This window comes from Ruegeria sp. BHSC037, from assembly GCF_059613045.1.
This window is the reverse complement of record NZ_JBXWRT010000001.1, coordinates 20,625-46,383: the sequence shown is the minus strand read 5'-3', so window position 1 is coordinate 46,383 and position 25,759 is coordinate 20,625. Positions and strand designations below refer to the sequence as shown.

The 25,759-nt window shown below is 60.7% G+C and carries 31 protein-coding genes; 18 read left to right on the top strand and 13 right to left on the bottom strand.

What is annotated here, in order from left to right; all coding sequences use genetic code 11:
- From AC2FMN_RS00255 to AC2FMN_RS00240, 4 genes are all read left to right on the top strand, one after another.
- Positions 1-438, top strand: coding sequence for a DUF6691 family protein (locus tag AC2FMN_RS00255; RefSeq protein ID WP_496684259.1), 438 nt, complete (start codon positions 1-3; stop codon positions 436-438).
- Positions 439-523: 85 nt separating this feature from the next.
- Complete coding sequence (locus tag AC2FMN_RS00250) at positions 524-1,408, top strand: MBL fold metallo-hydrolase (RefSeq protein ID WP_496685732.1); 885 nt, start codon at positions 524-526, stop codon at positions 1,406-1,408.
- Positions 1,409-1,423: 15 nt separating this feature from the next.
- Positions 1,424-3,106 carry a bifunctional protein tyrosine phosphatase family protein/NAD(P)/FAD-dependent oxidoreductase gene (locus AC2FMN_RS00245; RefSeq protein ID WP_496685212.1) on the top strand — a complete coding sequence of 561 codons (1,683 nt, stop codon included), beginning with the start codon at positions 1,424-1,426 and terminating at the stop codon, positions 3,104-3,106.
- 132 nt (positions 3,107-3,238) lie between these two features.
- Positions 3,239-4,972, top strand: coding sequence for a SulP family inorganic anion transporter (locus AC2FMN_RS00240; RefSeq protein ID WP_496685211.1), 1,734 nt, complete (start codon positions 3,239-3,241; stop codon positions 4,970-4,972).
- A gap of 5 nt (positions 4,973-4,977) precedes the next feature.
- On the opposite strand, the gene AC2FMN_RS00235 is transcribed toward AC2FMN_RS00240, so the two are convergent.
- From AC2FMN_RS00235 to AC2FMN_RS00205, 7 genes are all read right to left on the bottom strand, one after another.
- A complete protein-coding gene (locus AC2FMN_RS00235) occupies positions 4,978-5,379 on the bottom strand; it encodes a hypothetical protein (RefSeq protein ID WP_496685209.1) in 402 nt (133 codons plus the stop codon).
- The gene (locus AC2FMN_RS00230; RefSeq protein WP_496685207.1) at positions 5,376-5,525 is read right to left on the bottom strand and encodes a hypothetical protein; all 150 of its coding nucleotides are present in this window, start codon (positions 5,523-5,525) and stop codon (positions 5,376-5,378) included. Before AC2FMN_RS00230 ends, AC2FMN_RS00235 begins: the two co-directional genes overlap by 4 nt.
- Before the next feature lie 198 nt (positions 5,526-5,723).
- Entirely contained in the window at positions 5,724-6,152 is a 429-nt protein-coding gene (locus AC2FMN_RS00225) for an RNA polymerase sigma factor (protein ID WP_496685205.1), read from the bottom strand.
- Positions 6,077-6,466 (bottom strand): COG4315 family predicted lipoprotein, encoded by a 390-nt coding sequence (locus AC2FMN_RS00220; RefSeq protein ID WP_496685202.1) that lies wholly within the window; start codon positions 6,464-6,466, stop codon positions 6,077-6,079. The genes AC2FMN_RS00225 and AC2FMN_RS00220 overlap by 76 nt, the downstream gene beginning before the upstream one ends.
- 612 nt (positions 6,467-7,078) lie before the next feature.
- On the bottom strand, positions 7,079-8,131 hold the full coding sequence (locus AC2FMN_RS00215; protein WP_496683860.1) for a YeeE/YedE family protein: 1,053 nt from the start codon (positions 8,129-8,131) through the stop codon (positions 7,079-7,081).
- A gap of 42 nt (positions 8,132-8,173) precedes the next feature.
- Positions 8,174-8,467: an ArsR/SmtB family transcription factor gene (locus AC2FMN_RS00210; protein ID WP_496683887.1), complete on the bottom strand. Its 294-nt coding sequence runs from the start codon at positions 8,465-8,467 to the stop codon at positions 8,174-8,176.
- An 82-nt stretch (positions 8,468-8,549) separates the two neighbouring features.
- On the bottom strand, positions 8,550-8,912 hold the full coding sequence (locus AC2FMN_RS00205; RefSeq protein ID WP_496685730.1) for a hypothetical protein: 363 nt from the start codon (positions 8,910-8,912) through the stop codon (positions 8,550-8,552).
- A 98-nt stretch (positions 8,913-9,010) separates the two neighbouring features.
- On the opposite strand from AC2FMN_RS00205, the gene AC2FMN_RS00200 reads away from it, so the two are divergent.
- The 14 genes from AC2FMN_RS00200 to hemA all read left to right on the top strand — a co-directional run bounded on the left by AC2FMN_RS00200 (position 9,011) and on the right by hemA (position 21,208).
- Positions 9,011-9,751: a cytochrome c biogenesis CcdA family protein gene (locus AC2FMN_RS00200; protein WP_496685200.1), complete on the top strand. Its 741-nt coding sequence runs from the start codon at positions 9,011-9,013 to the stop codon at positions 9,749-9,751.
- A 20-nt stretch (positions 9,752-9,771) separates the two neighbouring features.
- Positions 9,772-10,332, top strand: coding sequence for a thioredoxin family protein (locus AC2FMN_RS00195; RefSeq protein ID WP_496685197.1), 561 nt, complete (start codon positions 9,772-9,774; stop codon positions 10,330-10,332).
- Positions 10,333-10,482: 150 nt separating this feature from the next.
- Complete coding sequence (gene soxX / locus AC2FMN_RS00190; RefSeq protein WP_496683849.1) at positions 10,483-10,959, top strand: sulfur oxidation c-type cytochrome SoxX; 477 nt, start codon at positions 10,483-10,485, stop codon at positions 10,957-10,959.
- A gap of 45 nt (positions 10,960-11,004) precedes the next feature.
- Positions 11,005-11,421 (top strand): thiosulfate oxidation carrier protein SoxY, encoded by a 417-nt coding sequence (gene soxY, locus AC2FMN_RS00185; RefSeq protein ID WP_496685195.1) that lies wholly within the window; start codon positions 11,005-11,007, stop codon positions 11,419-11,421.
- Positions 11,422-11,458: 37 nt separating this feature from the next.
- A complete protein-coding gene (gene soxZ / locus AC2FMN_RS00180; RefSeq protein WP_496683844.1) occupies positions 11,459-11,788 on the top strand; it encodes a thiosulfate oxidation carrier complex protein SoxZ in 330 nt (109 codons plus the stop codon).
- 69 nt (positions 11,789-11,857) lie between these two features.
- Entirely contained in the window at positions 11,858-12,703 is an 846-nt protein-coding gene (soxA, locus tag AC2FMN_RS00175; protein ID WP_496685193.1) for a sulfur oxidation c-type cytochrome SoxA, read from the top strand.
- An 85-nt stretch (positions 12,704-12,788) separates the two neighbouring features.
- Positions 12,789-14,486: a thiosulfohydrolase SoxB gene (gene soxB / locus AC2FMN_RS00170; RefSeq protein ID WP_496685190.1), complete on the top strand. Its 1,698-nt coding sequence runs from the start codon at positions 12,789-12,791 to the stop codon at positions 14,484-14,486.
- 22 nt (positions 14,487-14,508) lie between these two features.
- A complete protein-coding gene (gene soxC, locus AC2FMN_RS00165; RefSeq protein ID WP_496683835.1) occupies positions 14,509-15,780 on the top strand; it encodes a sulfite dehydrogenase in 1,272 nt (423 codons plus the stop codon).
- The gene (locus tag AC2FMN_RS00160) at positions 15,764-17,032 is read left to right on the top strand and encodes a c-type cytochrome (RefSeq protein WP_496685187.1); all 1,269 of its coding nucleotides are present in this window, start codon (positions 15,764-15,766) and stop codon (positions 17,030-17,032) included. Before soxC ends, AC2FMN_RS00160 begins: the two co-directional genes overlap by 17 nt.
- A 3-nt stretch (positions 17,033-17,035) precedes the next feature.
- Positions 17,036-17,743, top strand: coding sequence for a c-type cytochrome (locus tag AC2FMN_RS00155; protein WP_496685184.1), 708 nt, complete (start codon positions 17,036-17,038; stop codon positions 17,741-17,743).
- Positions 17,744-17,767: 24 nt separating this feature from the next.
- Positions 17,768-19,033 carry an FCSD flavin-binding domain-containing protein gene (locus AC2FMN_RS00150; protein ID WP_496685182.1) on the top strand — a complete coding sequence of 422 codons (1,266 nt, stop codon included), beginning with the start codon at positions 17,768-17,770 and terminating at the stop codon, positions 19,031-19,033.
- A 53-nt stretch (positions 19,034-19,086) separates the two neighbouring features.
- Complete coding sequence (locus tag AC2FMN_RS00145; RefSeq protein ID WP_496685180.1) at positions 19,087-19,548, top strand: DsrE family protein; 462 nt, start codon at positions 19,087-19,089, stop codon at positions 19,546-19,548.
- A gap of 35 nt (positions 19,549-19,583) precedes the next feature.
- Positions 19,584-19,991 (top strand): DUF302 domain-containing protein, encoded by a 408-nt coding sequence (locus AC2FMN_RS00140; RefSeq protein ID WP_496685728.1) that lies wholly within the window; start codon positions 19,584-19,586, stop codon positions 19,989-19,991.
- Complete coding sequence (hemA, locus tag AC2FMN_RS00135) at positions 19,991-21,208, top strand: 5-aminolevulinate synthase (RefSeq protein ID WP_496683822.1); 1,218 nt, start codon at positions 19,991-19,993, stop codon at positions 21,206-21,208. The genes AC2FMN_RS00140 and hemA overlap by 1 nt, the downstream gene beginning before the upstream one ends.
- A gap of 12 nt (positions 21,209-21,220) precedes the next feature.
- Here the strand turns inward: hemA and AC2FMN_RS00130 are convergent, their stop codons facing one another.
- The 6 genes from AC2FMN_RS00130 to AC2FMN_RS00105 form a co-directional block, all read right to left on the bottom strand.
- Positions 21,221-22,273, bottom strand: a complete 1,053-nt coding sequence (locus AC2FMN_RS00130) for a YeeE/YedE family protein (protein WP_496685179.1) — start codon at positions 22,271-22,273, stop codon at positions 21,221-21,223.
- Positions 22,274-22,323: 50 nt separating this feature from the next.
- Entirely contained in the window at positions 22,324-22,716 is a 393-nt protein-coding gene (locus AC2FMN_RS00125; RefSeq protein ID WP_496685177.1) for a rhodanese-like domain-containing protein, read from the bottom strand.
- A gap of 92 nt (positions 22,717-22,808) precedes the next feature.
- Positions 22,809-22,997, bottom strand: a complete 189-nt coding sequence (locus AC2FMN_RS00120) for a YgaP family membrane protein (RefSeq protein ID WP_496684469.1) — start codon at positions 22,995-22,997, stop codon at positions 22,809-22,811.
- 72 nt (positions 22,998-23,069) lie between these two features.
- A complete protein-coding gene (locus AC2FMN_RS00115; protein WP_496685176.1) occupies positions 23,070-23,684 on the bottom strand; it encodes a Crp/Fnr family transcriptional regulator in 615 nt (204 codons plus the stop codon).
- Positions 23,681-24,622 (bottom strand): MBL fold metallo-hydrolase, encoded by a 942-nt coding sequence (locus AC2FMN_RS00110; protein WP_496685725.1) that lies wholly within the window; start codon positions 24,620-24,622, stop codon positions 23,681-23,683. Before AC2FMN_RS00110 ends, AC2FMN_RS00115 begins: the two co-directional genes overlap by 4 nt.
- A gap of 2 nt (positions 24,623-24,624) precedes the next feature.
- Positions 24,625-25,533: an MBL fold metallo-hydrolase gene (locus tag AC2FMN_RS00105; RefSeq protein WP_496685173.1), complete on the bottom strand. Its 909-nt coding sequence runs from the start codon at positions 25,531-25,533 to the stop codon at positions 24,625-24,627.
- Positions 25,534-25,759 lie beyond the last annotated feature (226 nt).

Sequence of the window (25,759 nt, the reverse complement as noted above, 5' to 3'; positions counted from 1 at the left end):
ATGAAACTGTTTCATACCTTCCTGACCGGCCTCGTCTTCGGCGTTGGGATTGCCATCTCGGGCATGATGAACCCGGCCAAGGTCCTGAACTTCTTTGACATTGCCGGCACCTGGGACCCCAGCCTTGCCTTCGTGATGGGCGGTGCGCTTGTGGTGACCTTCATCGGCTATCGGCTGATTTGGCGCCGGGACGCGCCCCTGTTCGCCGCGCGGTTCCAGATTCCGACCTCGACCGTCATCGACGGCAAGCTGATCGGTGGTTCGGCCCTGTTCGGCATCGGGTGGGGTATTGCCGGGTTCTGCCCCGGAGCGGCCCTCCCGGCCCTGGGTACCGGACGGTGGGAGGTGGTGTTGTTCCTGGGGGCCGTCGCCGTGGGCCTGGTCCTGGCCCGGATCCTGCAGGGCAAACCATTGTTTTCGCGCTCGGCCAAGGCCTGAGCGCCCAAGAGGAGACACAATCATGAACGATCAGAAATCAATCGACGCCCACAACCAGCGGATGGCGGATGCGATTGCAACGCCGATTGCCGAGTATCCGGTCGATCTGAGCGTCAAGCCCGAGGTTCAGGGCTTCTACGACGAGGCGACGGCGACGATCAGCTATATCGTCAAGGACCCCACGTCGAACGCTTGCGCGATCATCGACAGCGTGATGGACATCGACTATGCCGCCGGCCGGATCACCTTTGAACATGCCGATCTGCTGATCGCCGAGATCGAAAAGCAGGGGCTGAAGTTGGAGTGGATCATCGAGACGCATGCGCATGCCGACCACCTGTCGGCGGCGCCCTACATCCAGCAGAAGCTGGGCGGCAAGATCGGTATCGGCGAGAACATCAAGATCGTGCAGGAGGTCTTCGGCAAAATCTTCAACGAAGGCACCGAGTTCCAGCGCGACGGCAGCCAGTTTGATGCGCTGTTCACCGATGGCATGACCTACAAGATCGGCAACATGACCGCTTTTGCCATGCACACGCCGGGCCATACGCCGGCCTGCATGACCCATGTGATCGGCGATGGGGCCTTTGTGGGTGATACACTGTTCATGCCCGATGGTGGCTCGGCGCGCGCCGATTTCCCGGGCGGGGATGCCGGTACGCTCTATGACTCGATCCAGAAGGTGCTGAGCCTGCCGGACGAGACCCGGCTGTTCATGTGCCACGACTACATGCCCGGCGGGCGCGAGGTGAAGTGGGAGACCACGGTGGCCGAGGAAAAGGCGCACAACATCCATGTGGGCGGCGGCAAGTCGCGGGACGAGTTCATCAAGATGCGCACCGAGCGTGACGCGACGCTGGCGATGCCGACGCTGATCATCCCGTCGATCCAGGTCAATATCCGGGCGGGCGAAATTCCGACCGACCAAGACGGCAATCAGATGCTGAAGGTGCCGGTCAACAAGCTCTGATCGCGGGAGGCGACGATGGAAATCAGGAAAATCTCCGACAAGTTGTCGGTCTCGCCGCAGATCACGTCGGACGACCTTGCCGCCATCAAGGCGGCGGGGTTCCGCGCCATTATCTGCAACCGGCCCGACGGTGAAGGCGCCGACCAGCCCACTTTCGAGGAAATCGAGGCCGCTGCAGAAAGGCTGGGTATCGAAGCCCGGTACGTTCCGGTCCAATCTGGCCTGGTCCGCGACGAAGATGCCCGCGCCTTCGGTCAGGCCCTGACCGAGCTGCCGGGTCCGATCCTGGCCTATTGCCGGACGGGCACGCGTTCGGCCACCCTGTGGTCGCTGCACGAGGCCGCGCACAAACGCCCTGTTTCGGAGATCCTGACCGCGACCAAGGTTGCCGGGTACGACATGAGCGGTGTCGCCCGCCGTATCGCCAATGGCGGCAAGACGCCCACCGACACCGGCGATGCGTCCTTTGACGTGGTGATCGTGGGCGGCGGGGCAGGGGGCATCGCCACCGCCGCTAGCCTGCATGCGCGCAAATCCGACCTGTCGATCGCCATCATCGACCCGTCGGACGTGCACTATTATCAACCCGGCTGGACCCTGGTGGGCGGCGGCGTGTTCACGCCGGAACAGACGGCCAAGACCATGGGTTCGCTGATCCCACGCGGGGTCAAATGGATCAAGGCCGCCGTTGCCGCGTTCGAGCCGCAGAACAATGCCGTCATTCTGGATGGCTGCCGGGTGGTCAAATACGACCGTCTGGTGGTGTCTCCGGGGCTCAAGCTGGACTGGGGCGCGGTCGAAGGGCTGGAAGAAACGCTGGGCCGCAACGGCGTGACCTCGAATTATCGCTATGACTTGGCGCCCTATACCTGGCAGTTGGTCGAAGGGCTGAAGGCGGGCCGGGCTCTGTTCACCCAGCCGCCGATGCCGATCAAATGCGCGGGCGCGCCGCAGAAGGCGATGTATCTGTCGGGAGATGCGTGGGTCCGGCGCGGGGTTCTCAAGGATATCGACATCCAGTTCATGAACGCGGGCGGAGTGCTGTTCGGGGTCAACGACTATGTCCCGGCGTTGATGGAATACGTAAAGAAATATGACGCCACGCTCAATTTCTTCCACAATCTGGTGGCGGTGGACGGGGCGGCGAAGACCGCCACGTTCAAGGTGGCCAAGCCCAACGAGCAGCCCGAGCAGGTGACGGTCGAATTCGACATGATGCATGTCTGCCCGCCGCAGGTGGCGCCAGACTTCATCCGGGTCTCGCCGCTGGCGGATGCGGTGGGCTGGGTCGATGTCGATCAGGCGACGCTGCGCCATAAGAGCTATGACAACATCTGGTCGCTGGGCGACGTGATGAACGCGCCAAACGCCAAGACCGCGGCGGCGGCGCGCAAGCAGGCGCCGGTGGTGGCCGACAACATCGTGGCCGATATCGAGGGCCGCGCCCCGGTGGCGGCCTATGACGGATACGGCTCGTGCCCGTTGACAGTGGAACGCGGCAAGATCGTGCTGGCCGAGTTCGGCTATGGCGGTGTCCTGAAGCCCAGCTTCCCAAAGTTCCTTATTGACGGCACCAAACCTAGCCGCGCGGCCTGGTTCTTGAAGGAAAAGCTGCTGCCGCCGGTCTATTGGTCGGCGATGCTGAAGGGCAAGGAATGGATGGCCAAGCCCGAACCGCTGAAGGTGGCGGCCGAATAAACAACCTGCCGCCTCCGAACCCGATGCCGGCCGAACCGGTGCAAGTTCTGGCCTGACGCTGCGGATGTCCGGCCAAGACCTGGCGGTCAGAGCCTCCTCGCTCTGACCGCCGCCTTTCCAGGACGAGACCCCATGCAGAGCCTTTATCGCTACCTTCCCATTCTCGACTGGGGCCGCCGGTACGACCGGGCGGCGCTGTCCAATGACATGATCGCGGCGGTGATCGTGACGATCATGTTGATCCCGCAATCGCTGGCCTATGCGCTGCTGGCGGGGCTGCCGCCCGAGGCGGGGATCTACGCCTCGATCTTGCCGATCATCCTCTATGCAATTTTTGGCACCAGCCGGGCGCTGGCGGTGGGTCCGGTCGCGGTGGTGTCGTTGCTGACGGCAAGTGCGGTGGGGCAGGTGGCTGAACAGGGCACCGCCGGATATGCGGTGGCGGCGCTGACGCTGGCCTTTCTGTCGGGCGGGTTCCTGGTGCTGCTGGGCGTGTTGCGGCTGGGCTTTCTGGCCAACTTCCTCAGCCATCCGGTGATCGCCGGCTTCATCACCGCCTCAGGCATCCTGATCGCCACCAGCCAGCTGAAACATATCCTGGGGGTCAGCGCGCATGGGCATACCCTGCCGGAGATGCTGGGCTCGATCCTTGCGCATCTGAACCAGACCAACCCGATCACCGTGGTGATTGGCGTGCTGGCCACAGCGTTCCTGTTCTGGGTGCGCAATAATCTCAAACCCGCGCTGCGGCGTATGGGGGTGCCACCGCTGCTGGCGGATGTGCTGACCAAGGCCGGGCCGGTGGCGGCGGTGGTGGCCACAACCCTGTCGGTCTGGGCCTTCGGGCTGGACGCGCGAGGCGTCAAGATCGTGGGCGAGGTGCCCCAGAGCCTGCCGCCGCTGACCCTGCCGGGGGTGTCCTCGGATCTGATCGGCGCGCTGCTGGTGCCCGCCATCTTGATCTCGATCATCGGGTTTGTCGAAAGTATCTCGGTCGCGCAGACGCTGGCCGCCAAGAAACGCCAGCGCGTCGACCCCGATCAGGAACTGATCGGCTTGGGCGCGGCCAACCTGGGTGCCGCATTCACCGGGGGCTTTCCGGTCACCGGCGGGTTCTCGCGCTCGGTGGTGAACTTCGACGCGGGCGCCGAGACCCCGGCGGCGGGCATCTATACCGCCGGCGGGCTGGCGATCGCCGCGCTGTTCCTGACCCCGCTGGTCTATTTCCTGCCCAAGGCGACGCTGGCCGCGACGATCATCGTGGCGGTGCTCAGCCTGGTGGACCTGTCGATCCTGAAAAAGACCTGGGGCTATTCGCGGGCCGATTTTGCAGCCGTCGCCGCCACCATCGTGCTGACCCTGCTGGCCGGGGTCGAGACCGGCGTGGCCAGCGGTGTGGCAATCTCGATCCTGCTGCATCTGTACAAGACCTCGCGCCCGCATGTGGCCGAGGTGGGGCTGGTGCCGGGCACCCAGCACTTCCGCAACATCAAGCGCCACAAGGTCGAAACCGACCCCACGCTGGTCACGCTGCGGGTGGATGAAAGCCTGTATTTCGTGAACGCCCGATTCCTCGAGGACCTAATCCAGTCGCGCGTGACCGAGGGCTGCGAGATCCGCAACGTGGTGCTGATGTTCTCGGCGGTGAACGAGGTCGACTTCTCGGCGCTTGAAAGCCTCGAGGCGATCAATCACCGCCTGCGCGACATGGGCGTCGGCCTGCATCTGAGCGAGGTCAAGGGCCCCGTCATGGACCGCTTGAAACAGTCCCACTTCCTTGACGAACTGAACGGGCAGGTCTTCCTGTCACAATACGACGCGTGGCAAAGACTGACCGCGCCTGACCGGGTGCGCGCGGCGGAATAATTCGGTCAGATCAGTTCTTCATGGGCCTTGCGCGGGATGGTTTCGATGACCTGGTGACCGGAGCGGCCTACCATGGAGTATTCCCACCGCCCATCCTGCCAGATCACGATGCCCAAATCCCCGTCGCGCCGGTATTGAAACGAGGGTTGAGCCGGGCCCGTGGCCAGGTCGGCAAACAGGCTGAGGCGGTCGCCGGATTCGTTTTCATAATGGAAGACTGCTGCCAGGCCATGACCCAGAGGCAACAACCCCCCACCGATCAGCCGGTAACCGGTGTCCCCCAGTTCCGGCGCGATCACGGGTGCGCCCAGCCGCCTGCACCCGGCATGACCGGTACTCTGACGTGCCCCGCGCATCAGTCGGTCCAGTTGCGCGGGATCAGGCTGCGGCACCAAGGCGCCGATCATCCCGGCTGCGGGATCATTGTCGCAAGCCGCGCACGGTCGGCGGGATGCGCGGCCAGGTGCCGATCCTGACGGTCCTGCTGAGATGGCGTCAACTGGCCGTCGAAAGCGGCCTGCATCAGAGTTTCAATGGTCGGTTCGGTCGTCATTTCACGCTCCGCAATCGTGACGTTTTCGGCGGTTCTTCGGCGGCTTGCAGTCGTGCCCGCGCGCGACAGACGGGACGTGATGGTGCCCTACGGGATCCCCAGCAATCGGGCGGTCTCGGCATAGGTCTGCTCCGCAACCTTGACCGCCAGCAGTACAAGTTTCTAATCCTCCGGCAAGGCACCGATCTGACGCCTCAGCTAGCGCAGTTTCAAACGCTCTTCGGCGGCGGCCTCGGGCGAGGCCAGCTGATCCAGCGCTTGGCGGTCAGAGGCCGGGACGCCGGCGGCGCGCCTGCTGTCGTTGCGATAGCAGTTGAGCAGGATCTTCATCGCCCAAGGTTTGACCGGGTGGTCCGGCCATCTAAGCCCCTTTTTTCTTATCGCGCGCAGAACGGCATCCTGCACCAGGTCATCGGCCTGGTTGTGGCTTCGGGTCAGCGCGAACGCAAACCGCCAAAAATCGGGCAGAGCGTCTTCGATTTGTTTGTGGAATGTCTGTCTTATCGCGTTGACGAAAGGCGACCGGATCCGGTCGCCCTTCTGGTCCGGGGTCAGGGTCGCGCAGTGTGCCAGACACCCTTGACGCCGTCGCCGGTCATGTCTCCGGGTTGCTTGTTCTTGATCCACAGATACAGGGGTTGGCCCTTGTAGGCGACCTGCATCGTACCGTCATCGCGCTGGATCAACGAATAGTTCTTGGGCTGGTCGGTTCCGGCGGCTGCGGCCAGCGGCGGCCAGTTCACGGCGCATTGGTCATAGCAGTTGGACTTGCCCGTTTCGTCCTTGTCGAACGTGTACAGCGTCATCTTGTTGGCATCTATCAGAAAGGTCTGATCACCCAGTTTCCCGGTCAGGACCGGGGCATCGCCAGCGGCGGCGGCGGTTGCAAAGGCGCATGCCATCAGGGTGGATATGGTCAGTGCAAAAGAAGTGCGGGTCATTCAGGTGTTCCGCCGTGTCGCTATCGCGCAGCGCAAGCACCACGACTGGGCCAGTCCGTTCGGGTGCGTTTTTGTACGAACTGACGAACATTCAAACCCGGTGGCTTCAGCTGGATCAGTCCGGTCGCCGGTTCGAAGCCCGCCGGTGGGCGTTTGCGAAAAGAGGTTTTCCTTCAAAAAATAGGAAACTGGCACGGTGTGCTGGTCTTGCCGCTATCCGCTGTCGTGTCGCGACGTTCGCGGTATGGTGGGCGAGTGCGGGATGACAGTCGATGCCTCGGCGATCCACCGTTGCGTCAGGAAGTTCGGCCCCAAGATCCGCGGGCGTGTCTATTGTGCCATCGATCATGCAGCGATTGCGCCCGATCCGCGGGTTCCAGACCATGGCCGGAGCCATCGCGGCGCTCGCCGGGAAACTAGACCTTCCGCACGATCCGAAAGGGCCAGTTCGAAGACTGTCAGACAGGGGTTGCCAGGGAAACGGCCTTCGTTGCAGATCTCTTCCCCGAAGCTGCGTGACGGGAGACGCTGCGGCTATCACTCCGCGGTTACAGGTTTTAGGCTACAGACCCCAGACAACACCTACGCAACTCCATACCCGGGCACGCAAAATCATTCCGCCGGAGCAAATCCCGTAATCAGCTGACGTAAACCGATGGCTGCACCGACAAAGATCGAACCGAAGGCGACAGGCGCGCTGAAGGCAAGAACCGAAAAAGCTGAAATTCCTTGGCCGACACTGCATCCTACTGCAAGGATCGCACCCGGGCCCATGATCGCGGCCCCCATGATTTGACGTCGCAATTCGCGCGGGTCTTCGCAGGCTTCCCACCGGAAATGCCCCTTGGAATACGACCCAAGTGCCGCCCCTAATACCACACCTACAACTGAACCGACGCTGAACGACAATGTATTGCCCGACGCGGTCATGGCATAGATGATTGTATCTCCGATCGGGGCTGCAAACGTGTGGGTCCGGACGGGTTCGGCGTCAAAACCGGTATAAAGAACCCAATATGTGCCGACCCAGCCTGATACGATGGCAAGTCCCACCACGCTGGCCCAAATGATCTGGCTTGCCGACGGGCGCTGCCCCGCCCGAACAAGAGCTGCGCCGATAAGAACCGCCCCTGCGACCAAACCGGTTGCCAAAGGTTCGATCCCAACCGTTTCAAAAAGTTGGGTGAAACCTTGAGGTGACTCAGCGCCCATGATTTCGGGAAACAGCCAGACGCGCGCTTGTGCCAGGGGTCCGGACATGACGAAATAGGCCGACAGACCCATCACGACAACGATGAGAAAAGACCGCAAGTCGCCTCCACCCAACCGAGCCAACGCGCCGTATCCGCAATTTCCGCTAAGTGCCATGCCGTAGCCGAACATGAGGCCGCCGATGATCGTTCCCAGCGGGTTCCATGCGCGATCCAGATAGGCCGTTTCAAGGCTGTTGAACTTGCCCGCCGCAATAGCCAAATGCACACCGATTACTGCCACACCGATGGCGATGGCCCACATCTTGAGGCGCCGGTTGTCAGATCCGTACAGAGCGTCCTCAATGGCGCCCAATGTGCAAAAGCGGCCAATCCGAGCCGCCAACCCAAGCGCCACGCCCCCGACCAACCCGATCAGGGCTGCGGAGTTCGCTTCTCCGATGAGTTCCAGCACGGTATCCTCCCTCGGCCGGATGCCACAACAGGGCAGGGCCGCTCAGTCGGCACGACAGAACAAGTCGTACACAACCTCCATGATTTGTTTCGGGCGGTCGTCTGTCAAGCTGTAGTAGATCGCCTTGCCTTCTCGGCGCGGGGTTACCAACCCCTCGAAGCGCAAGCGGGACAGCTGCTGGGACACTGCAGCCTGGCGCGCGGACAAAAGCTCTTCCAGCTCGGTCACTGATTTTTCGCCGGATGCCAGATGGCACAGGATCATCAACCGCCCTTCGTGGCTGATCGCCTTCAGGAAGTTCGACGCCCGCTGAGCGTTGTTCACCATCTTTTGCATGTCTTCGGCGCAAATGTTCTTGTCGAACACCGGCAGACGTGACGCAGGGGTTTCAGGATTGGTTGTCACGAAACTGTTTTCCTTACCCAGCTTGCTTCCAATCAATACCCGCCCGGTCAAGCATCATTCCCAAGAGACCCCAAAAGAAATCTTCACCCGGATAGCCCTCGATTCGACCGACTTCGAGCCCGTCTTCAATCAGAATGAAAGTCGGGGTAAACCGCACGCCGCGCTGCAGTTGTACGTCTGGCGTCGTTGTGTGCAGGTCGTATCGGCGCAATGGCGCGGCCTGGCCTTCGAGGGTCTTAGGATAGATGGGGGCAATTTCGGCGTTCCAGCGGGCACACCAACTGCACCCTTTTTCCTCGGCCATCAGCAGGTAAGTATCCGCCAGGACAGCCGTTGGAAGCAACATGGCCAAGACGAAAGCCAGTGTTTTCATCATCGACGTTGTCCCAAGTTGATACGCTCCCAAATTGACGTAGGCCATGTTTCTATCATAATAGTATTTTTGAATATCTCAAGCGGTGGAGCGGCGACCAAGTGTTTGATGTCACTTTTTGGGGTGCAACTGTCGCCGGGCTACTTTCTTTCCTGTCGCCCTGCATCTTGCCGATCGTACCGTTTTACCTGAGCTATCTGGCCGGAGCGGGTATGAACCAGATTTCCGCCGGGTCCGAGATTTCGCCCGCAGTCCGTTTCCGTGCCGTACTGGCAGCGAGTTGCTTTGCGTTGGGAGTGATAACAATTTTCGTTGGCCTCGGCGCCACCGCGACTGTGTTCGGCAGCTTGGTGCGCGAGTATTTTGACGTGCTGCGCTGGGTCGCGGCGGCGATCATCATTGCAATGGGTTTGCACTTTCTTGGCGTGGTCAAAATCGGATTCCTGTACCGTCAGTTCCGGGCGGACGCCGGAGATATATCGAATGTAAGTCTGATCGGGGCCTATGTGATCGGGTTGGCCTTCGCCTTTGGATGGACCCCTTGCGTCGGGCCAGTCCTGGCTGCGATTCTATTCACTGCGGCCGGGCAGGAAACGGCCAACGAAGGGGCCGCTTTGTTGCTTGCCTACGGTCTGGGCATGACATTGCCCTTCATTGTGGCCGCCATGTTCATCGGTCCGTTCATGACGTGGATGGCGCGGTTCCGCAAACATCTTGGGCTGATCGAGAAGCTGATGGGGCTGATGCTGGTCCTTTTCGGCGTTCTGATCGCCACGAATTCGATCAACTACATTGCGCAATGGATGCTTGAGACCATTCCCTGGTTCAGCGCAATCGGATGAAACTCGAAAGGACTCTCACCATGATCAGAATGCTTCTCCTGTTCGCCACGATTGTGATGGCACCGATGACTCTGGCTGCGGAACTGGGTGACGACGGCCTGCACAAGGCCTCGTGGATGCGCGATACTTTCAAGGATCTGCGCGAAGACCTTGAGGAAGCCAATGCCGAGGGAAGGCGGCTGATGGTCATCGTCGAGCAGCGCGGCTGTATATATTGCAAGAAGATGCATGAAGAGGTTTTTGTCGATCCGGAGATCGAAAGCCTGTTGGAAGACCGGTTCTTCGTCGTTCAGATCAACATGTTCGGCGATGTCGAAGTGACTGATTTCGACGGTACGGTCCTGCCCGAGAAAGACATGGTCAAACGCTGGGGAGCCTTGTTCACTCCAACTGTCTATTTTTTCCCCCAAGAGGTGCCGGAGGGTGCAGCGGCGACACAGGCAGTGGTGGCCACAATGCCGGGCGCATTCGGTCGCGGGACAACGTTCGACATGCTGAACTGGGTGCTGGAAAAAGGTTACGACGGGGACGAGCCGTTCCAGAAATATCATGCCCGCATGATCGAGGCGCGCAAAGGCTAAGCTCCCTTGGCTCGGCGCAACAATAGTTTGAACCCCGCCTTCCCTGCGTAAAAATACAAAAATTCAATTAGACGAATTTAATGTTGCGAGTCGGTGTTGGTGTGCACTAGTGTGCAAAGACAAAGCAGGGAATCGTCTTTGGGAGGAGGCATGACAAAAGCGTTGAAACTTGGCCTGGCCGGAATGCTGTGTGCATCGACGGCGATGGCGGGTGAGATCAAGCCGAAAGATGTGTCGTTTGCCGACGGCGCCATCGAACAGTCGCTGACCGGTACTCCGGGCGACCCTGAAAAAGGCGCGATGATCGTGGGTGAGAAATCCATGGGCAACTGCGTGGCCTGCCATCAGGTGGCGGCGCTGGCGGACGTGCCGTTTCAGGGCGAGGTCGGCCCGCCGCTGGATGGGGCGGGGGACCGCTGGACCGAGGCCGAGCTGCGCGGTCTGGTGGCAAACGCCAAAATGACCTTCGAAGGCACCGTGATGCCGGCCTTCTTCAAGGCCGATGGCTATATCCGACCTGGCGATGCCTATACCGGCAAGGCGCCCAGCGGGCCGCTTGAGCCGATCCTGAGCGCACAGGACGTCGAGGACGTCGTCGCGTTCCTGATGACCCTCAACGAACAATAGTCGCCTTCGCCTGTCCGAGGGGCACACACTCAAAGGAGATGTAAAATGGAAATTTCGCGACGCGAAACCCTGGCCTTGGGTCTGGGGGCTGCGGTTCTGACGATGCTGCCGTTCCGGGTGAATGCGGCGGTCGAGGATTCGATCTCGGCTTTCACCGGTGGGGCTGACATCGCCGACGGTGGCGTCACCCTGACCGCGCCGGAAATCGCCGAAAACGGCAACACCGTACCGATCGAAGTCAGCGCCCCGGGGGCCGTGGCCATCGCAGTGTTCGCCGCAGGCAACCCGACGCCGGATGTTGCCACGTTCAACTTCGGACCACTGGCCGCGTCGCAGTCGGCATCGACCCGGATTCGACTGGCCGGAACACAGGACGTCATCGCCGTGGCCAAGATGGCCGATGGCAGCTTTGCCAAGGCGTCGGCAACGGTCAAGGTCACAATCGGCGGCTGCGGCGGCTGATCGCCCGCGCTCCCCTTAGAACAACAGGAGAAACCCCATGGCATCCGGAGTGAAACCCCGCGTTAAGGTCCCAAAAACGGCAGCGGCCGGCGAGGCGGTGACGATCAAGAGCCTTATCAGCCACACGATGGAAAGCGGTCAGCGCAAGGACAAGGAAGGCAATGTCATTCCGCGTTCGATCATCAACCGCTTTACCTGCGAATTCAACGGCCAGATGGTCATCGACGTGACCCTCGAGCCGGCGATTTCGACCAACCCGTATTTCCAGTTCGAAGCCACCGTGCCCGAGGCCGGGGAATTCGTCTTCACCTGGTACGACGATGACGGGTCGGTCTATGACACCAACAAGAAGATCGAGATCGCTTGACGGCTCGGCAAATCGGCAGAGCGGTGCCCGGGTGTATCTGGGCGCCGATCGACCAAGGGAGGAAACGGAATGAAATTGAAGGCTTTGACGGCTGTTGTTGCAATGGCGGCGATGCCGACTGTGGTTCTGGCCGGCCCCGATGACGACAAGCTGATCATCAATGGCGAGACCGAGATGATTTCGGTCGCCAAAGCGCCCGAACATCTGGAAAACTTCGACACGATCTATTCCGGCTGGCATTTCCGCACCGACGAGACGCAGGCGCTGCAGGTTGACGACTTCGACAACCCGGCCATGATTTTCGTGGATCAGGCCGCTGACACTTTTGAAGCAGTGGACGGCGCCGCCGGCAAGAGCTGCGCCTCGTGCCATGACGGTGCCGAAAGCTTTGCCGGTCTTGCCGCTCAGATGCCGAAGGTTGACCCTGAAACCGGCAAGCTGGTGGTGATGGAAGACCTGATCAACGAATGCCGGACCGAGCGCATGGAGGCTGACGCTTGGAAATGGTCGGGCGCCGACATGCAGGGCATGGTCGCGCTGATCGGCCTGCAGTCGCGGGGCATGCCGATGAACGTAGCCATTGACGGACCCGCCGCGCCCTATTGGGAGCAGGGCAAGGAGATGTACTATACCCGGTATGGCCAGCTTGAGCTGAGCTGCGCCAATTGCCACGAAGACAATTACGGCAACATGATCCGGGCCGACCACCTGAGCCAGGGCATGATCAACGGCTTTCCGACCTATCGCCTGAAACAGGCCAAGCTGATTTCGCGCCACAACCGGTTCCGCGGCTGCATCCGCGATACGCGCGCCGAAACCTTTGCCGAAGGCTCGGATGAGTTCCGCGCGCTCGAACTTTATGTGGCTTCGCGCGGAAATGGTCTGTCGGTCGAAACCCCGGCGGTCCGCCAGTAATCGAACACCCGCGCCGGATCGTCTGGTGCGGGTATTTCTTTCCTAAAACATTCACGAATTTAAATGTGAATCAAGGGCGCATCAGATGATCTCAAGACGTGACTTTCTGCAGGTTTCAATGGCAGCCTCGGCGCTGGTGGGCGCGTCCGGCTTCGGCAACTGGGCCCGGCTGGCGGCGCAGCAGTCTCTGACCCAGGACCAGCTGCTGGAGTTCGAGACCTTCGGCAATGTGTCGCTGATCCATATCACCGACATTCACGCACAGCTCAAGCCAATCTATTTCCGCGAACCGTCGATTAATATCGGGGTGGGGGCCAACAAGGGGGTCGTGCCGCATGTTACCGGGGCCGATTTCCGCAGGCTCTACGGGATCGAGGATGGCAGCCCCAGCCACTATGCCCTGACGTCCGACGATTTTGCCGCGCTGGCCAAGGCCTATGGCCGGGTTGGCGGTCTGGATCGCGTGGCCACGGTGATCAACGCCATTCGCGCCGATCGTCCCGATGCGATCCTCCTGGACGGGGGCGACACCTGGCACGGATCCTATACCTGCCTGAAGACCCAGGGTCAGGACATGGTCAACGTGATGAACGCCTTGCGGCCGGACGCGATGACATTCCATTGGGAATTCACCCTGGGCAGCGACCGCGTGGCCGAACTGGTCGAACAACTGCCCTTTGCGGCCCTGGGACAGAACATCTTCGACGCGGAATGGGACGAGCCGGCCGAGCTGTTCCCGCCCTACCAGATGTTCGAGCGCGGCGGCACCAAGATCGCCGTGATTGGCCAAGCGTTCCCTTACATGCCGATTGCCAATCCCGGCTGGATGTTCCCCGAATACGCGTTCGGCATCCGCGACGAACACATGGCGCAGATGGTTGAAGAGGTCCGCGCCGCCGGTGCGGAATGCGTCGTGGTTCTCAGCCACAACGGCTTTGACGTCGACAAGAAGATGGCCAGCGTGGTGCCGGGGATCGACGTGATCCTGTCGGGCCATACTCATGACGCTCTGCCCGAGCCGGTGCTGGTGGGTGAAACGATCATCGTTGCGTCGGGCTCGAACGGCAAATTCGTCAGCCGGGTGGATCTGGATATCCGCGATGGCCGGATGATGGGCTATCGCACCAAGCTGATCCCGATCTTTTCGGACGTGATCGCCCCCGATCCCGAAGTTTCCGCCTTGATCGACGAACAGCGCGCGCCCTATCTGGACGAGATGTCCGAGGTGATCGGCCAGACCGACGGCCTGCTGTATCGACGGGGCAATTTCAACGGCACCTGGGATGACCTGATCTGCGACGCGCTGCTCAGCGAGCGCGAAGCGGAAATCGCGCTCAGCCCGGGCGTGCGCTGGGGGCCGTCGCTGATACCGGGGCAGGACATCACCCGCGAGGATATCTTCGGTGTCACCTCGATGACCTACGGCCAAGCCTACCGTACCGAGATGACAGGCGAATTCCTGAAGGTGGTCCTGGAAGACGTGGCCGACAACATCTTCAACCCCGATCCCTATTATCAGCAGGGCGGCGACATGGTGCGCACCGGTGGGCTCGGCTATCGGATCGACGTTTCCAAGCCGCAGGGCGAGCGGATCTCGAACATGACCCTGCTGAAGACCGGTGAGCCGATCGACGCATCCAGGGCCTATGTCGTGGCTGGCTGGGCCTCGGTCAACGAGGGCACCGAGGGACCGCCGATCTGGGACGTGGTCGAAAGCCATATCCGCAAGCTTGGAACCGTCACGGTTCAGGAAAACACCAACGTCGACGTCGTGGGCGTCTGACACTACCCGGAGCACTTGAGACATGGATGATATGTTCAAGCCTTCCCGCCGCGCCTTTCTGCGAGGCGGCGCCGCGATCGCCGCAGGATCGGTCGCGGGGTCGGTCGCGGCGCAGGAGGCGGACCCGCTGATCACCCAGTTGCAGGACTGGGCCTCGTACACCGGCGCCGGTGTCGATGAAACGCCCTATGGTCTGCCGATCCGTTTTGAAAGCGACGTCGTGCGGCGTAATGTCGAATGGCTGACCGCCTCGCCGATCTCGTCGATCAACTTCACGCCGATCCACGCGCTGGACGGCACCATTACCCCACAAGGCTGCGCCTTCGAGCGGCACCATTCCGGCGCAATCGAATTGAGCAAGCAGGATTACCGGCTGATGATCAACGGGTTGGTCGATCGGCCGCTGGTCTTTACCTACGATGATCTTGAACGGTTCCCGCGCGAAAATCACGTCTACTTCTGCGAATGCGCGGCCAATACGGGCATGGAATGGGCCGGCGCCCAGTTGAACGGCGTCCAGTTCACCCATGGCATGATCCACAACATGGAATATGCCGGTGTCCCACTGCGCGTCCTGCTGCAAGAGGCCGGATTGGACGCCGCCGGAGACCTGTCGGACAAATGGGTCTATGTCGAGGGCGCCGACGCTTCGTCGAACGGCCGTTCGATCCCGATGGAAAAGGCGCTGGACGACGTTCTGGTCGCCTTCAAGGCCAATGGCGAGGCGCTGCGGATGGAGCATGGCTATCCGGTCCGGCTGGTGGTTCCGGGCTGGGAGGGCAACATGTGGGTCAAGTGGCTGCGCCGGATCGAAGTGACCGATGCGGCCGTGGAAAGCCGTGAGGAGACCTCGAAATACACGGATGTCTACGCCGATGGCACCGCCCGGAAATGGACCTGGGTGATGGATGCCAAATCGGTCATCACTTCGCCCAGCCCGCAGATGCCGATCAAGCACGGCAAGGGGCCGCTGGTGATTTCCGGCCTGGCGTGGTCCGGTCACGGACGCATCACGCGGGTTGATGTCTCGAAGGATGGCGGTATCACCTGGGAGACCGCGCGTCTGGGCAAGCAGCTTGATACCAAGGCGCTGACCCGCTTCTATTTGGATACCGAGTGGGACGGCTCTCCGATGCTGCTGCAAAGCCGCGCCATGGACGAAACCGGCTATGTCCAGCCGACCAAAGACCAACTGCGCGAGAAGCGCGGTGAAAACTCGGTCTATCACAACAACTGTATCCAGACCTGGTACGTCAACGCAGAAGGGATCGCCGAAAATGTCGAAGTCTCTTAGTGGCATCTATCTTCCCGTTTTTGGCGGGATCGCCTTGGTGTGCAGTGTCGCGGTTGCGGTCGCGAACCGCGGATATGGTGACAGCCAGATCGAGACGCTGCAGACGCGACTTGCACAGGTCGAGGCGCAAAAGGCCTCGGCGCTGACCGAGGCCGAGGCAAGCTCGGCCCGGTTGGCGGAATTGGAGATTCGCCTTTCCGAACTGGAAAGCAAGGCCGGCAACGCGGTTGCCGGGGGTGAGCCAGTTTCGGCGCATGAGGGAACCTTCGGTCTGGGCCGTCCGGCCTTGCCCGAAGAGATCGCGGCCTGGGACGTGGACGTGCTGCCTGACGGGCGCGGGCTGCCCGAGGGGTCGGGCGATGTGTTTACGGGTGAGGAAGTTTTCGCCGAAAAATGCGCGGCCTGCCATGGTGACTTTGCCGAAGGCGTGGACAACTGGCCGGTTCTGGCCGGTGGCTTTGGCACGCTGGCCGACGAAGACCCCGTCAAGACGGTCGGGTCGTATTGGCCCTACCTGACCACGGCCTGGGACTATGTGCACCGGTCGATGCCCTTCGGCGAGGCCGGAACACTCAGCGCCGATGAGACCTATGCGATCGTGGCCTACATCCTGTATTCCAACGACTTGGTCGATGACGAGTTCGAGCTGAACCACGACAATCTGGCGACGTTCGAAATGCCCAACCAGGACGGGTTCGTGATCGACGACCGGCCTCAGTTGGAATACGCGGAATGGCGCACCGAGCCCTGCATGGAAAACTGCAAGGACAGTGTCGAGATCACCAAGCGCGCGACGTTCCTAGATGTGACGCCGGACCATGGCGGCGACTCGGTTATGAATTCCGCCGACACATCCGAAACGCCCACGTTTGCGGCTGCCACCGCGACGGTGGAAGAAGCCGCTTCCGAAGATGCGGCCGAAGCCGGTGATGCCGAGCTGATCGCCGCCGGCAAGAAGGTGTTCAGGAAGTGCTCGGCCTGCCACCAAGTGGGGGACGGCGCCAAGAACAAGACCGGTCCGCATCTCAACGGTCTGTTCGGGCGGACCTTCGGATCGGTGGACGGGTTCGGTTACTCGTCGGTTTTCAAGCAAGCCAACGAAGAAGGCCGGATCTGGGACCAGGCCGCGCTGGACGCGTTTCTGGCGAAGCCGAAAACCTACATGAAGGGCACCAAGATGAGTTTTGCCGGGCTTAAGGACGAGCAGGACCGCGCGGCGCTCAATGCCTATCTTGCGACATTCGGCGAGTAGATGATGCAACGGGCGCTGGGGGTGATCCTTTCGGCTTGTGCCACGGTGGTTTCAACCGCCGTGGCTGCCGATGCTTTGGGCGATGCCGAGGCCGGAAAGGTGGTGTTCGACCAGTGCAAGGGATGCCATCAGGTAGGCAAGGGGGCAAAGAACCGGATCGGCCCGCATCTGAACGGACTGTTTGGCCGGCCGGCGGCCGGCATTGAAGGGTTCAAGTATTCCAAAAGTTTCCGGCGCGCCGCGGCCAGCGGGCTGGAATGGCATGCGGATACGCTGGATGCGTTTTTGGAAAATCCACGGTCCTATGCCTCGGGAACGCGCATGAGTTTTCGGGGGATCAAAAACGCCAAGGATCGTCACGACGTGATCGCCTATCTTCGGCTGTTTTCCGACGATCCTGCGAACATCCCCGAGGCGGATCCCACGGCCACGGCCACCGATCATGACCTGGACCCGGCGATCCTGGCGATCCAGGGTGATCCGGAATACGGCGAATACCTGAGTAGCGAATGCACGACCTGTCACCAGGCGGACGGAGGCGATGACGGTATTCCGTCAATCGTGCTGTGGCCCGAAGAAGACTTTGTCATTGCGATGCACGCATACAAGAACAAACAGCGTCAGCATCCGGTCATGCAGATGATGGCCGGGCGTCTCAATGACGAGGAAATCGCCGCGCTTGCGGCGTATTTCAACCGCCTCGAACACTGAGGCACTGCAGGGAGGAGACTGCACATGACGATGAACAGACGCGCATTTCTGGGAAAGACGGCGCTGGTCACGGCCTCGTTGGCCGCCCCGGCGGTTCTTGCCGATGGTCACGGCAAGCCGCGGGTCGTCGTGATCGGTGGCGGGGCCGGCGGGGCCACCGCTGCGCGCTACATCGCCAAGGACAGCAAGGGCGCCATCGACGTCACCTTGGTCGAGCCGACGCGCCGTTACTATACCTGCTTTTTCTCGAACCTTTATCTGGGCGGGTTCAAGGATATGAAAGACCTTGGCCACAGCTATGGCGGGCTGGCGGCCGGCGGCGTCAACGTGGTGCATGACTGGGCCATCGGGGTGGACCGCGATGCCAAGACGGTGGCGCTGGCCGGGGGCGGAAGCCTTCCCTATGACAAGCTGATCCTCAGCCCCGGCATTGATTTCGTCGATGGCGCGGTGCCAGGATGGGACATCTCGGCACAGAACGCCATGCCGCACGCCTACAAGGCCGGGTCGCAGACCGAGCTGCTGAAAGCGCAGTTGATGGCAATGCCCGAAGGCGGCACCTTTGCCATGGTTGCGCCACCCAACCCGTATCGCTGCCCGCCGGGACCGTACGAGCGCGTGTCCATGGTCGCCCACTTCCTGAAGGCCAACAATCCGACGGCCAAGATCATCGTGGCCGATCCCAAGCCAAAATTCTCGAAAATGGCGCTGTTCCAGGAAGGATGGGCCAATCACTATGACGGCATGATCGATTGGATTGGCGAAGAATTCGGGGGCGGCAATGTCAGCGTGGACCCGGCCGCGATGACGCTGACCATCGACGGCGAGGAAACCAAAGTGGATGTGTGCAACGTCATCCCCGCGATGAAGGCCGGTCGGATCGCCGAACTGGCAGGCGTGACCGATGGCAATTGGGCGCCGGTGAACGCGGCTGATATGTCGTCGAAGGCTGATGCGGACATTTACGTTTTGGGCGATGCATCGCAGCAAGGCGACATGCCGAAATCCGGGTTCTCGGCCAACAGTCAGGCAAAAGTCTGTGCCAATGCCGTGCGTGGGGCGCTGATCGGGTCCAAGGTTTTCCCGGCCAAGTTCTCGAACACCTGCTGGTCGCTGATCGACACCGACGACGGTGTCAAGGTCGGCGCCACCTATGAGGCGACGCCGGAAAAGATCGCCAAGGTGGACGGGTTTATTTCACAGACCGGCGAAAGCGCGGAAGTGCGCAAGACGACTTACGAAGAGTCTGAAGGCTGGTACACTGGTATCACGTCCGACATGTTCGGTTGATGTTATAGGGCGCCCCGACTGGCAAAGCGGGTTTCGGGGCGATCACTAATCCAGTGGGAGGAAAAAAAATGAGAAAAATAATGGGAATGATCGCGGTCTGCGTCATGGCGCTGTGGACGTCCGCAGCCGTGGCGCAAGACGGTCTTGCAGACCACAAACTGGCTCTGCAAATCAGCGACAACAACCCGCAGAAAATGAACACGGTCCTGAACGTGGCGGCAAATGTGACGCGGTACTATGAAAGCCAAGGCGAAACCGTCGAAGTTCGGATTGTAGCGTTCAACGCGGGGCTTCACATGCTGCGCAAGGATACATCGCCGGTTCTCGAACGTCTGGATGCGTTCGGTGCCTCGATGCCGAACGTCACGTTCGCAGCCTGCGGAAATACGATTGCCGGCATGACCAAGAAAGAAGGCAAAGAGCCACCTATCGTCGAAATCGCCGAGCATGTCCCGGCCGGAGTAGTCGATCTGATGACTCTCAGCGAAGCGGGCTGGACGGTTATTCGCCCTTGATAAATGAAAGGACTAGGAAGATGAAAAACGCATTTATGGCACTTGTTCTGACTGCTGGTGCAGCAGGAGCAGACCCCATCCTTGTTCCTTTCGATGGCAGTTTCGATGAAGCGACCTTTGCCGTTGAAAGCGCGATCGTTGGAAAGGGGCTGGTGATTGACTACGTCAGCCATGTGGGCGACATGCTGAACCGTACTGGCGAAGATGTTGGAAGCTCTGAAAAAGTCTTCGAAAACGCAGATATTTTCCTGTTCTGCTCGGCGGTTTTGTCGCGCGAAGTGATGGAGGCCGATCCGATGAATATTCAGCACTGCCCCTATGGCATCTTCGTCACTGACCGTGACGGAGTGGTGATGGTCGGATATCGCCCCTATCCTGAAGGGCCGATGCAGAAGGTTCAGGCTCTGTTGGACGATATCGTCTCGGAGGCTGTTGGCAACTGATGGATTACCAGGGGTTTTTCCGGTCTGAACTGGCCAAATTGCGCGAGGAAGGCAATTACCGCGAATTCGCCGAGCTCGAGCGGCATCGCGGTCGTTTTCCGGCCGCAAATTGCCACAACGGGCCAGGCGAGGTGACGATCTGGTGTTCGAATGACTACCTGGGCATGGGCCAACACCCGAAAGTTCTGTCGGCCATGCACGCGGCGCTGGACCGGACCGGTGCAGGCGCAGGTGGTACGCGCAACATATCCGGCACCACCCATGACCATGTTCTTCTGGAATCCGAACTGGCAGATCTGCACAACAAGGAAGCCGCCCTGTTGTTTACCTCGGGCTATGTATCAAACTGGGCGGCACTGGGCACTTTGGCGGCGCGGATTCCCAATTGTGTCGTCCTTTCGGATGCGTTGAACCACGCCTCGATGATCGAAGGCATCCGCCACTCGCGGGCGCAGAAGGTAATCTGGAAACATAACGATCTGGTTGATCTCGAGGCAAAGCTGGCTGCCTTGCCGCCCGATCAGCCCAAGCTGATCGCTTTCGAGAGTGTCTATTCGATGGACGGCGATATCGCTCCGATCCGCGAGATCTGCGATCTGGCTGATCGATACAACGCCATGACCTATTTGGACGAGGTACATGCTGTTGGACTATACGGCCCGCGTGGTGGCGGCATTGCCGAACGCGAAGGTTTGATGGACCGGCTGACCATCATCGAAGGCACGCTGGGCAAGGCCTTTGGCGTCATGGGCGGATACATTGCCGCCTCGGCCGAGATCTGCGACTTCGTACGCTCATTTGCCAGCGGATTCATCTTTACCACGGCGTTGCCCCCGGCACTTGCAGCCGGAGCGGCGGCCTCTATCCGGCATCTTAAAAACAGCGCGTCGGAACGCGAAGCCCACAAGGCGCGTGTGGCGCAGGTTCGGGCGCGGCTGGACGAAATCGGCCTTCCGCATATCGAAAACCCCAGCCACATCATTCCGGTGATGGTCGGCGACCCTGTCAAATGCAAGTTCATCTCGGACATGCTTTTGAAAGAGCACGGTCTATACATCCAACCGATCAATTATCCAACGGTGCCGAAAGGAACCGAGCGGCTTAGGATCACACCTTCACCGGTTCACACCGATCGGGACATCGATCGTTTGATTTCTGCACTCGAAATGCTCTGGTCACAGTGTCAACTGGGGCGTCAACCGCTGGCCGCGCAGTAACGCCCGATAGGGTCAGGCGGTGGCCGACATCCGGCCACCTCGCATTTGCAGCAAAGTGTGCGTCGCAACGGCGCCGACCCACATGCAGAACACGGCCACCCAAGCTGTCAGGGCAAGGATTGCCCCGCCTGACATTCCGGCGCCCACGGCGCAACCGCCAGCCAACATGCTGCCGAACCCCATCAGAACGCCCCCGATCAGGTATCTTTCCATTGGTGTGTTCGGCTCGAACCGCTGTATCCTGGCCTCGCCCCGCAGCAGGGCGAGCGTCAGGGCACCAAGGAATACGCCGGGGACCAAACCCACTCCGAAGCTAAGCGGGAGGTTCCGTTCGTTGACCAATGCCATGAGCGTGTCCGCTGATGGCCCGGTAAAGGTAACTGATTGCACCTGCACCACATCGAACGAGGCCGAGGCGATCGCGTAGGTCACGCTCCAACCAGCAAAAACAGCGACACCTACCAAGGCCGCCGAGACCAGCTCGGACCAGCGCAGGTTTCGGGATATTCCGTAGGAGACGGCTGCGACAAGACCCAGAACGCCGACAGCGCCAACCATGACCGAGGAGTCGAATAGCATCCGTTCAGACCCGCCCGGAATTGTCCACAGGCTGGCCAGCCTCTCGCGAATAGGTGCCAGCACCCCGCGATACGATGCCTGCGCCGTCAGGGTCAGAACCAGCCCTGTCACGATGGCCCTCAAGTTCCCCGAAGCAGACAGTACCAGAAGACGGCTGGCACAGCCTCGCGCCAGGATCATGCCGATGCCAAACATCAACCCGCCGATGATCGCCCCAGAAAGACTGCCTATGCCGGCGATTTGCCGGGCCATGCTGACGTCAAGATGCCCAGTCAGGATCGAAAGCTGGACCAGGGCCAGACCCGTGCAGAATGCGATCAGCCAAATTGCCAGTTTTGGCCCAAGCGTACGCTCGGCCACTTCGACGGTCGCCGCCCGCAGGCAAAACCGGGAATGATAGGCGGCGGCCCCGAACAAAAGCCCCACCAGTGCCCCTGACATCATCAGAAGTGTGGGCTCGCCGAACTGATCAATCAGTTGTTCCATCCGTGTTCACCAGCAGTCCTTGTTGCGTGGCAATATAGGGTGGGACTATTTTAGTCTGCCTTGATTTCGCTCAAGCGCCACAGGGTATAGTTGTCCAGCGCCTCGCGGGCCCGAACGACAGGCAGGCCGCGGGCGATCCAGCCGGGGGATTTTCCATTCCCGAACATCCCTTCGGAAACGTCTACGACATCGGTCACGCCGTTCTTCTCAAGAATTTCGGCCACATAGTTCGAGCGACCGCCGGTCGCACAGATCAGGCCGACGCGTTCCGGTGGAACACGGGACAGAACTTCTTGCAGGCGCTTCGGAAAATCCGGCTCGTGCATTGAAATGGGCAAGGCCCCACGGGCAACGCCCGACTCTTCCCATTCCTGCGGAGAGCGGATGTCCAGCAGAACAAGGCGTCCCGCCTCCACCAGGCCGGCAGCTTCCGGAGCTGACATGTCCTGACCTGCTGCACCAGCTGGCTGAGCAACAGACAACAAGTACAGCAGCAGGCTGGCCAGAAGGGTGCGCGGCACCGGAAAATGTTGTTTCAGCAATCTCTGCAAGTTTTGATTCCCAGAATTCGGTAGATAGGACAAAAGTTCAGGAATGCAGTACCAACGAAGATAACGCCAAAATAGCCCCAGATACCGATGGTGCCCATGGCCGCCAGGATGATCAGTGCAGCCCCCAGAACCAGGCGGGCGAGGCGGTCAAATTGTCCAAGATTGCGAGTCATAGCGGGTCTCCTTCATTTCTGTGCCACCTATGTAGCCAGAAAACCACCGGGTCGTATGTGACTCAATCACGGTCAGGCATGCTCGGCATGCTCTGCGAGGGCAGCGACCTGAAGAACCGTGATCGTCCCGCGGCCAGAATTGATCCAGCCCCGCCTTTCAAAGGACTTCAGTGTTCGCGAGACGACCTCGCGCACAGTTCCCAATTCCTGAGCCAGCTCTTGCTGCGTGACATGGATGGTCGGTCCTGCACGATTGGCCAGCCAGCGGGCAACGCGTTGGTCGGTCCGGTGAATAAGCAGATCGTCAATAACATCGGTCAATTCCCCCACACGGGCGGCGAAATTGCGGAACACGATCTCTTGGAATTTTGGTTCCGAACTCAGCAGCGAGCGGAACCGCTGGGCGGGAATTGAGACTGCGGTGACATTGCCCTCGGCGTAGCCATAGCCCGAATAGGGACGCCCGGACAAAAGCCCGGTGGTGGTCAGAACGCAGCTATCCCCAGCCTCGACCCTGTACAGGACGACAGTACGACCGGCGGCGTTGGTTTGTTCCACCCGAACCGAGCCAGACAGGACAAACAGAAAGGCCCGGCTCTCGTCGCCGGGCCGGAACAGGCAGGTGCCATCCGGAACGTGGATTCTGTTGCCCTGGGTCAGAAACGGTTCGGCTGGGTGGTCGGTCACTCGAACTCCATCTGCTCATAGACGCGCCCGGCATTCTTCGTGGCCAGTTCCTCGAACGTGTCGAGATGCGCGTAGGGGCTTTGGTCGATGTAGTAGGCATCGGCCAGATCGCCGCCTTCTTCAAGATGCGCGCCGATTTTTTCCCGAAGATAGACCAGATAATCGCGGGTATAGCGCCGCACCTGGTCCATGTTGGTGGGATGTCCGTGACCGGGAATGACATAGGTGGCGCCCAGAGGCTCGAACCTGGTTTCCCAGGTTTCGATCCAGTCCGCCACGATGGTATCCTCAAAGATGGGCAGCATCCGTTCGTGAAAGGCCATGTCACCGGCAATGACCAGACTCTGCTCGGGCAGCCAGACCTGCGTGTCGCCTGGCCCGTGTGCCGGGCCCAGATGCAGCACCTCGATCCGGTAATCGCCCATCTCGACGACGCGTGTGTCCTCGAAGGTTTCGGTGGGCGGCGCGACGAACGTGCCTTCGGCCTTGTCGCGGTTGTACCGTTTCATCTCCTCCAGCAACTGATGGCCGCGCTCTTCGATTTCATGCGCGGCATCCACATGGGCTAGAATCGGAACGCCTTGCTCGGCCCAGTAGGAGTTGCCCAACATCGCGTGCCCCTGGCCGTTCTCGTCAATCACCAGCTTCACCGGCTGGTCGGTGATGGCCTTGATCTCTTCGTGTAGCGCCTTGGCCAGGACATAGGCCGCGCCGCCATTGATCACCACGACCCCATCGCCGGTGACGATGAAGCTGAGGTTGTTGTTGTGGCCGGAGTTTTCATAGGTCGGCGGAGCTGTCGCACCGATCGCGGACCAGACATTCGGAATGAACTCCACAGGTTTCGAATACAGGGGTGAGGCCGGGTACTGATCTGCGATGTCTTCGCTGGCCAGGGCCGGAGACGCAAGCAGCGCCGCAAACAGGACGATACGCATATTCATGCCTCGACGAACCGATAACCGTCACCGGCCTTTTCGGCGCGGCCGATGCCGCCGCCGGGAAGATGGAAGCCGATCAGGGCCAGGTCCTCGTGCGTCAGGCGGTCGAACAAAACCTGCCGCGTGGCGGCCGCCGTCTCTGCGTCCTGATCCGCACCACTGTGCCACGCGGGCCGGCGGAAGGCGACGTGGTGATTGCCGATGGCATCGCCGACGACCAGTGCGGCCGAGTTGCCCTTCCGGATCTCGAACGCCATGTGTCCGGGTGTATGGCCCGGGGTCGAAACCGCAGCGATTCCGGGCAGGATTTCCTGATCGGCGTCGAAAAGCTGAACGCGGTCTTCGATCGCGGTCATTCTTCTTTTTGCACCGACGGCATGAGCGGCACGGGTCTCGCCGATGGTGTTGACGGTCTCGGGATTCCACCAATAATCCCACTCGGCTCGGCCCATCATGAAGGCTGCATCGGGGAAGACGATCTCGTCGAAATCATCCAACAGCCCCCAGATGTGGTCGGGATGTGCATGAGTGAACACGACATGGGTGACGTCTTCGGGGGTGACACCGGCCGCGTCGAGGCTATCAAGAACGGTGCCGGCAGTCGGAACGAAATCCGGCCCCGCGCCGACGTCGAACAGAACAGTGTTTTCGCCGTCGCGATATAGGGTCAGGTTGCACTCGGGTTCCAGCGTTTCATTGGATATCCCGAAGTCCGCCAGAACCTGACCAAGCTCATCTTTGGGCATGGGATCAAAAATAAAACTGGCGGGCAGGATCAGATGGCCGTCGCTGACCGTCGTCAGCCTGGCCGAACCCAACGAAATGTCGGCCCGTACCAAGACCGGCAGCCCGCCTGCAAGCGGAATGGCCGCCATGACCTGCATCATCCTGCGCCGTGAGATATTCATGTCCAACTCCCTAAATGCTCACATCGGAATATGAATGAATATCTCCCGAGGGGCAAGAATTGCCGGATAGAGCCCCAACGCTTTGCGCTTGGCCAGGTGTGCTTTTTGGGAAAGCGGGCTAACGGTGCAAATAGGCCGGGTGGGCGCGGGTATCGGTCTTTGTCGCGCTTTTGGCTGCAGGGCGGGATACAACCTGCGCTGCCAGCCTCAGGTCGTCAGATCACAG

Bases quoted from the DNA above. Each gene is read 5' to 3' on its own strand.
- AC2FMN_RS00255 (WP_496684259.1), top strand. From the start codon at position 1: ATGAAACTGTTTCATACCTTCCTGACCGGCCTCGTCTTCGGCGTTGGG.
- AC2FMN_RS00245 (WP_496685212.1), top strand. From the start codon at position 1,424: ATGGAAATCAGGAAAATCTCCGACAAGTTGTCGGTCTCGCCGCAGATC.
- AC2FMN_RS00240 (WP_496685211.1), top strand. From the start codon at position 3,239: ATGCAGAGCCTTTATCGCTACCTTCCCATTCTCGACTGGGGCCGCCGG.
- AC2FMN_RS00235 (WP_496685209.1), bottom strand. From the start codon at position 5,379: ATGATCGGCGCCTTGGTGCCGCAGCCTGATCCCGCGCAACTGGACCGA.
- AC2FMN_RS00230 (WP_496685207.1), bottom strand. From the start codon at position 5,525: ATGACGACCGAACCGACCATTGAAACTCTGATGCAGGCCGCTTTCGAC.
- AC2FMN_RS00220 (WP_496685202.1), bottom strand. From the start codon at position 6,466: ATGACCCGCACTTCTTTTGCACTGACCATATCCACCCTGATGGCATGC.
- AC2FMN_RS00210 (WP_496683887.1), bottom strand. From the start codon at position 8,467: ATGCAAAAGATGGTGAACAACGCTCAGCGGGCGTCGAACTTCCTGAAG.
- AC2FMN_RS00205 (WP_496685730.1), bottom strand. From the start codon at position 8,912: ATGATGAAAACACTGGCTTTCGTCTTGGCCATGTTGCTTCCAACGGCT.
- AC2FMN_RS00195 (WP_496685197.1), top strand. From the start codon at position 9,772: ATGATCAGAATGCTTCTCCTGTTCGCCACGATTGTGATGGCACCGATG.
- soxX (WP_496683849.1), top strand. From the start codon at position 10,483: ATGACAAAAGCGTTGAAACTTGGCCTGGCCGGAATGCTGTGTGCATCG.
- soxY (WP_496685195.1), top strand. From the start codon at position 11,005: ATGGAAATTTCGCGACGCGAAACCCTGGCCTTGGGTCTGGGGGCTGCG.
- soxZ (WP_496683844.1), top strand. From the start codon at position 11,459: ATGGCATCCGGAGTGAAACCCCGCGTTAAGGTCCCAAAAACGGCAGCG.
- soxA (WP_496685193.1), top strand. From the start codon at position 11,858: ATGAAATTGAAGGCTTTGACGGCTGTTGTTGCAATGGCGGCGATGCCG.
- soxB (WP_496685190.1), top strand. From the start codon at position 12,789: ATGATCTCAAGACGTGACTTTCTGCAGGTTTCAATGGCAGCCTCGGCG.
- soxC (WP_496683835.1), top strand. From the start codon at position 14,509: ATGGATGATATGTTCAAGCCTTCCCGCCGCGCCTTTCTGCGAGGCGGC.
- AC2FMN_RS00160 (WP_496685187.1), top strand. From the start codon at position 15,764: ATGTCGAAGTCTCTTAGTGGCATCTATCTTCCCGTTTTTGGCGGGATC.
- AC2FMN_RS00155 (WP_496685184.1), top strand. From the start codon at position 17,036: ATGCAACGGGCGCTGGGGGTGATCCTTTCGGCTTGTGCCACGGTGGTT.
- AC2FMN_RS00150 (WP_496685182.1), top strand. From the start codon at position 17,768: ATGACGATGAACAGACGCGCATTTCTGGGAAAGACGGCGCTGGTCACG.
- AC2FMN_RS00140 (WP_496685728.1), top strand. From the start codon at position 19,584: ATGGCACTTGTTCTGACTGCTGGTGCAGCAGGAGCAGACCCCATCCTT.
- hemA (WP_496683822.1), top strand. From the start codon at position 19,991: ATGGATTACCAGGGGTTTTTCCGGTCTGAACTGGCCAAATTGCGCGAG.
- AC2FMN_RS00130 (WP_496685179.1), bottom strand. From the start codon at position 22,273: ATGGAACAACTGATTGATCAGTTCGGCGAGCCCACACTTCTGATGATG.
- AC2FMN_RS00125 (WP_496685177.1), bottom strand. From the start codon at position 22,716: ATGTCAGCTCCGGAAGCTGCCGGCCTGGTGGAGGCGGGACGCCTTGTT.
- AC2FMN_RS00120 (WP_496684469.1), bottom strand. From the start codon at position 22,997: ATGACTCGCAATCTTGGACAATTTGACCGCCTCGCCCGCCTGGTTCTG.
- AC2FMN_RS00110 (WP_496685725.1), bottom strand. From the start codon at position 24,622: ATGCGTATCGTCCTGTTTGCGGCGCTGCTTGCGTCTCCGGCCCTGGCC.
- AC2FMN_RS00105 (WP_496685173.1), bottom strand. From the start codon at position 25,533: ATGAATATCTCACGGCGCAGGATGATGCAGGTCATGGCGGCCATTCCG.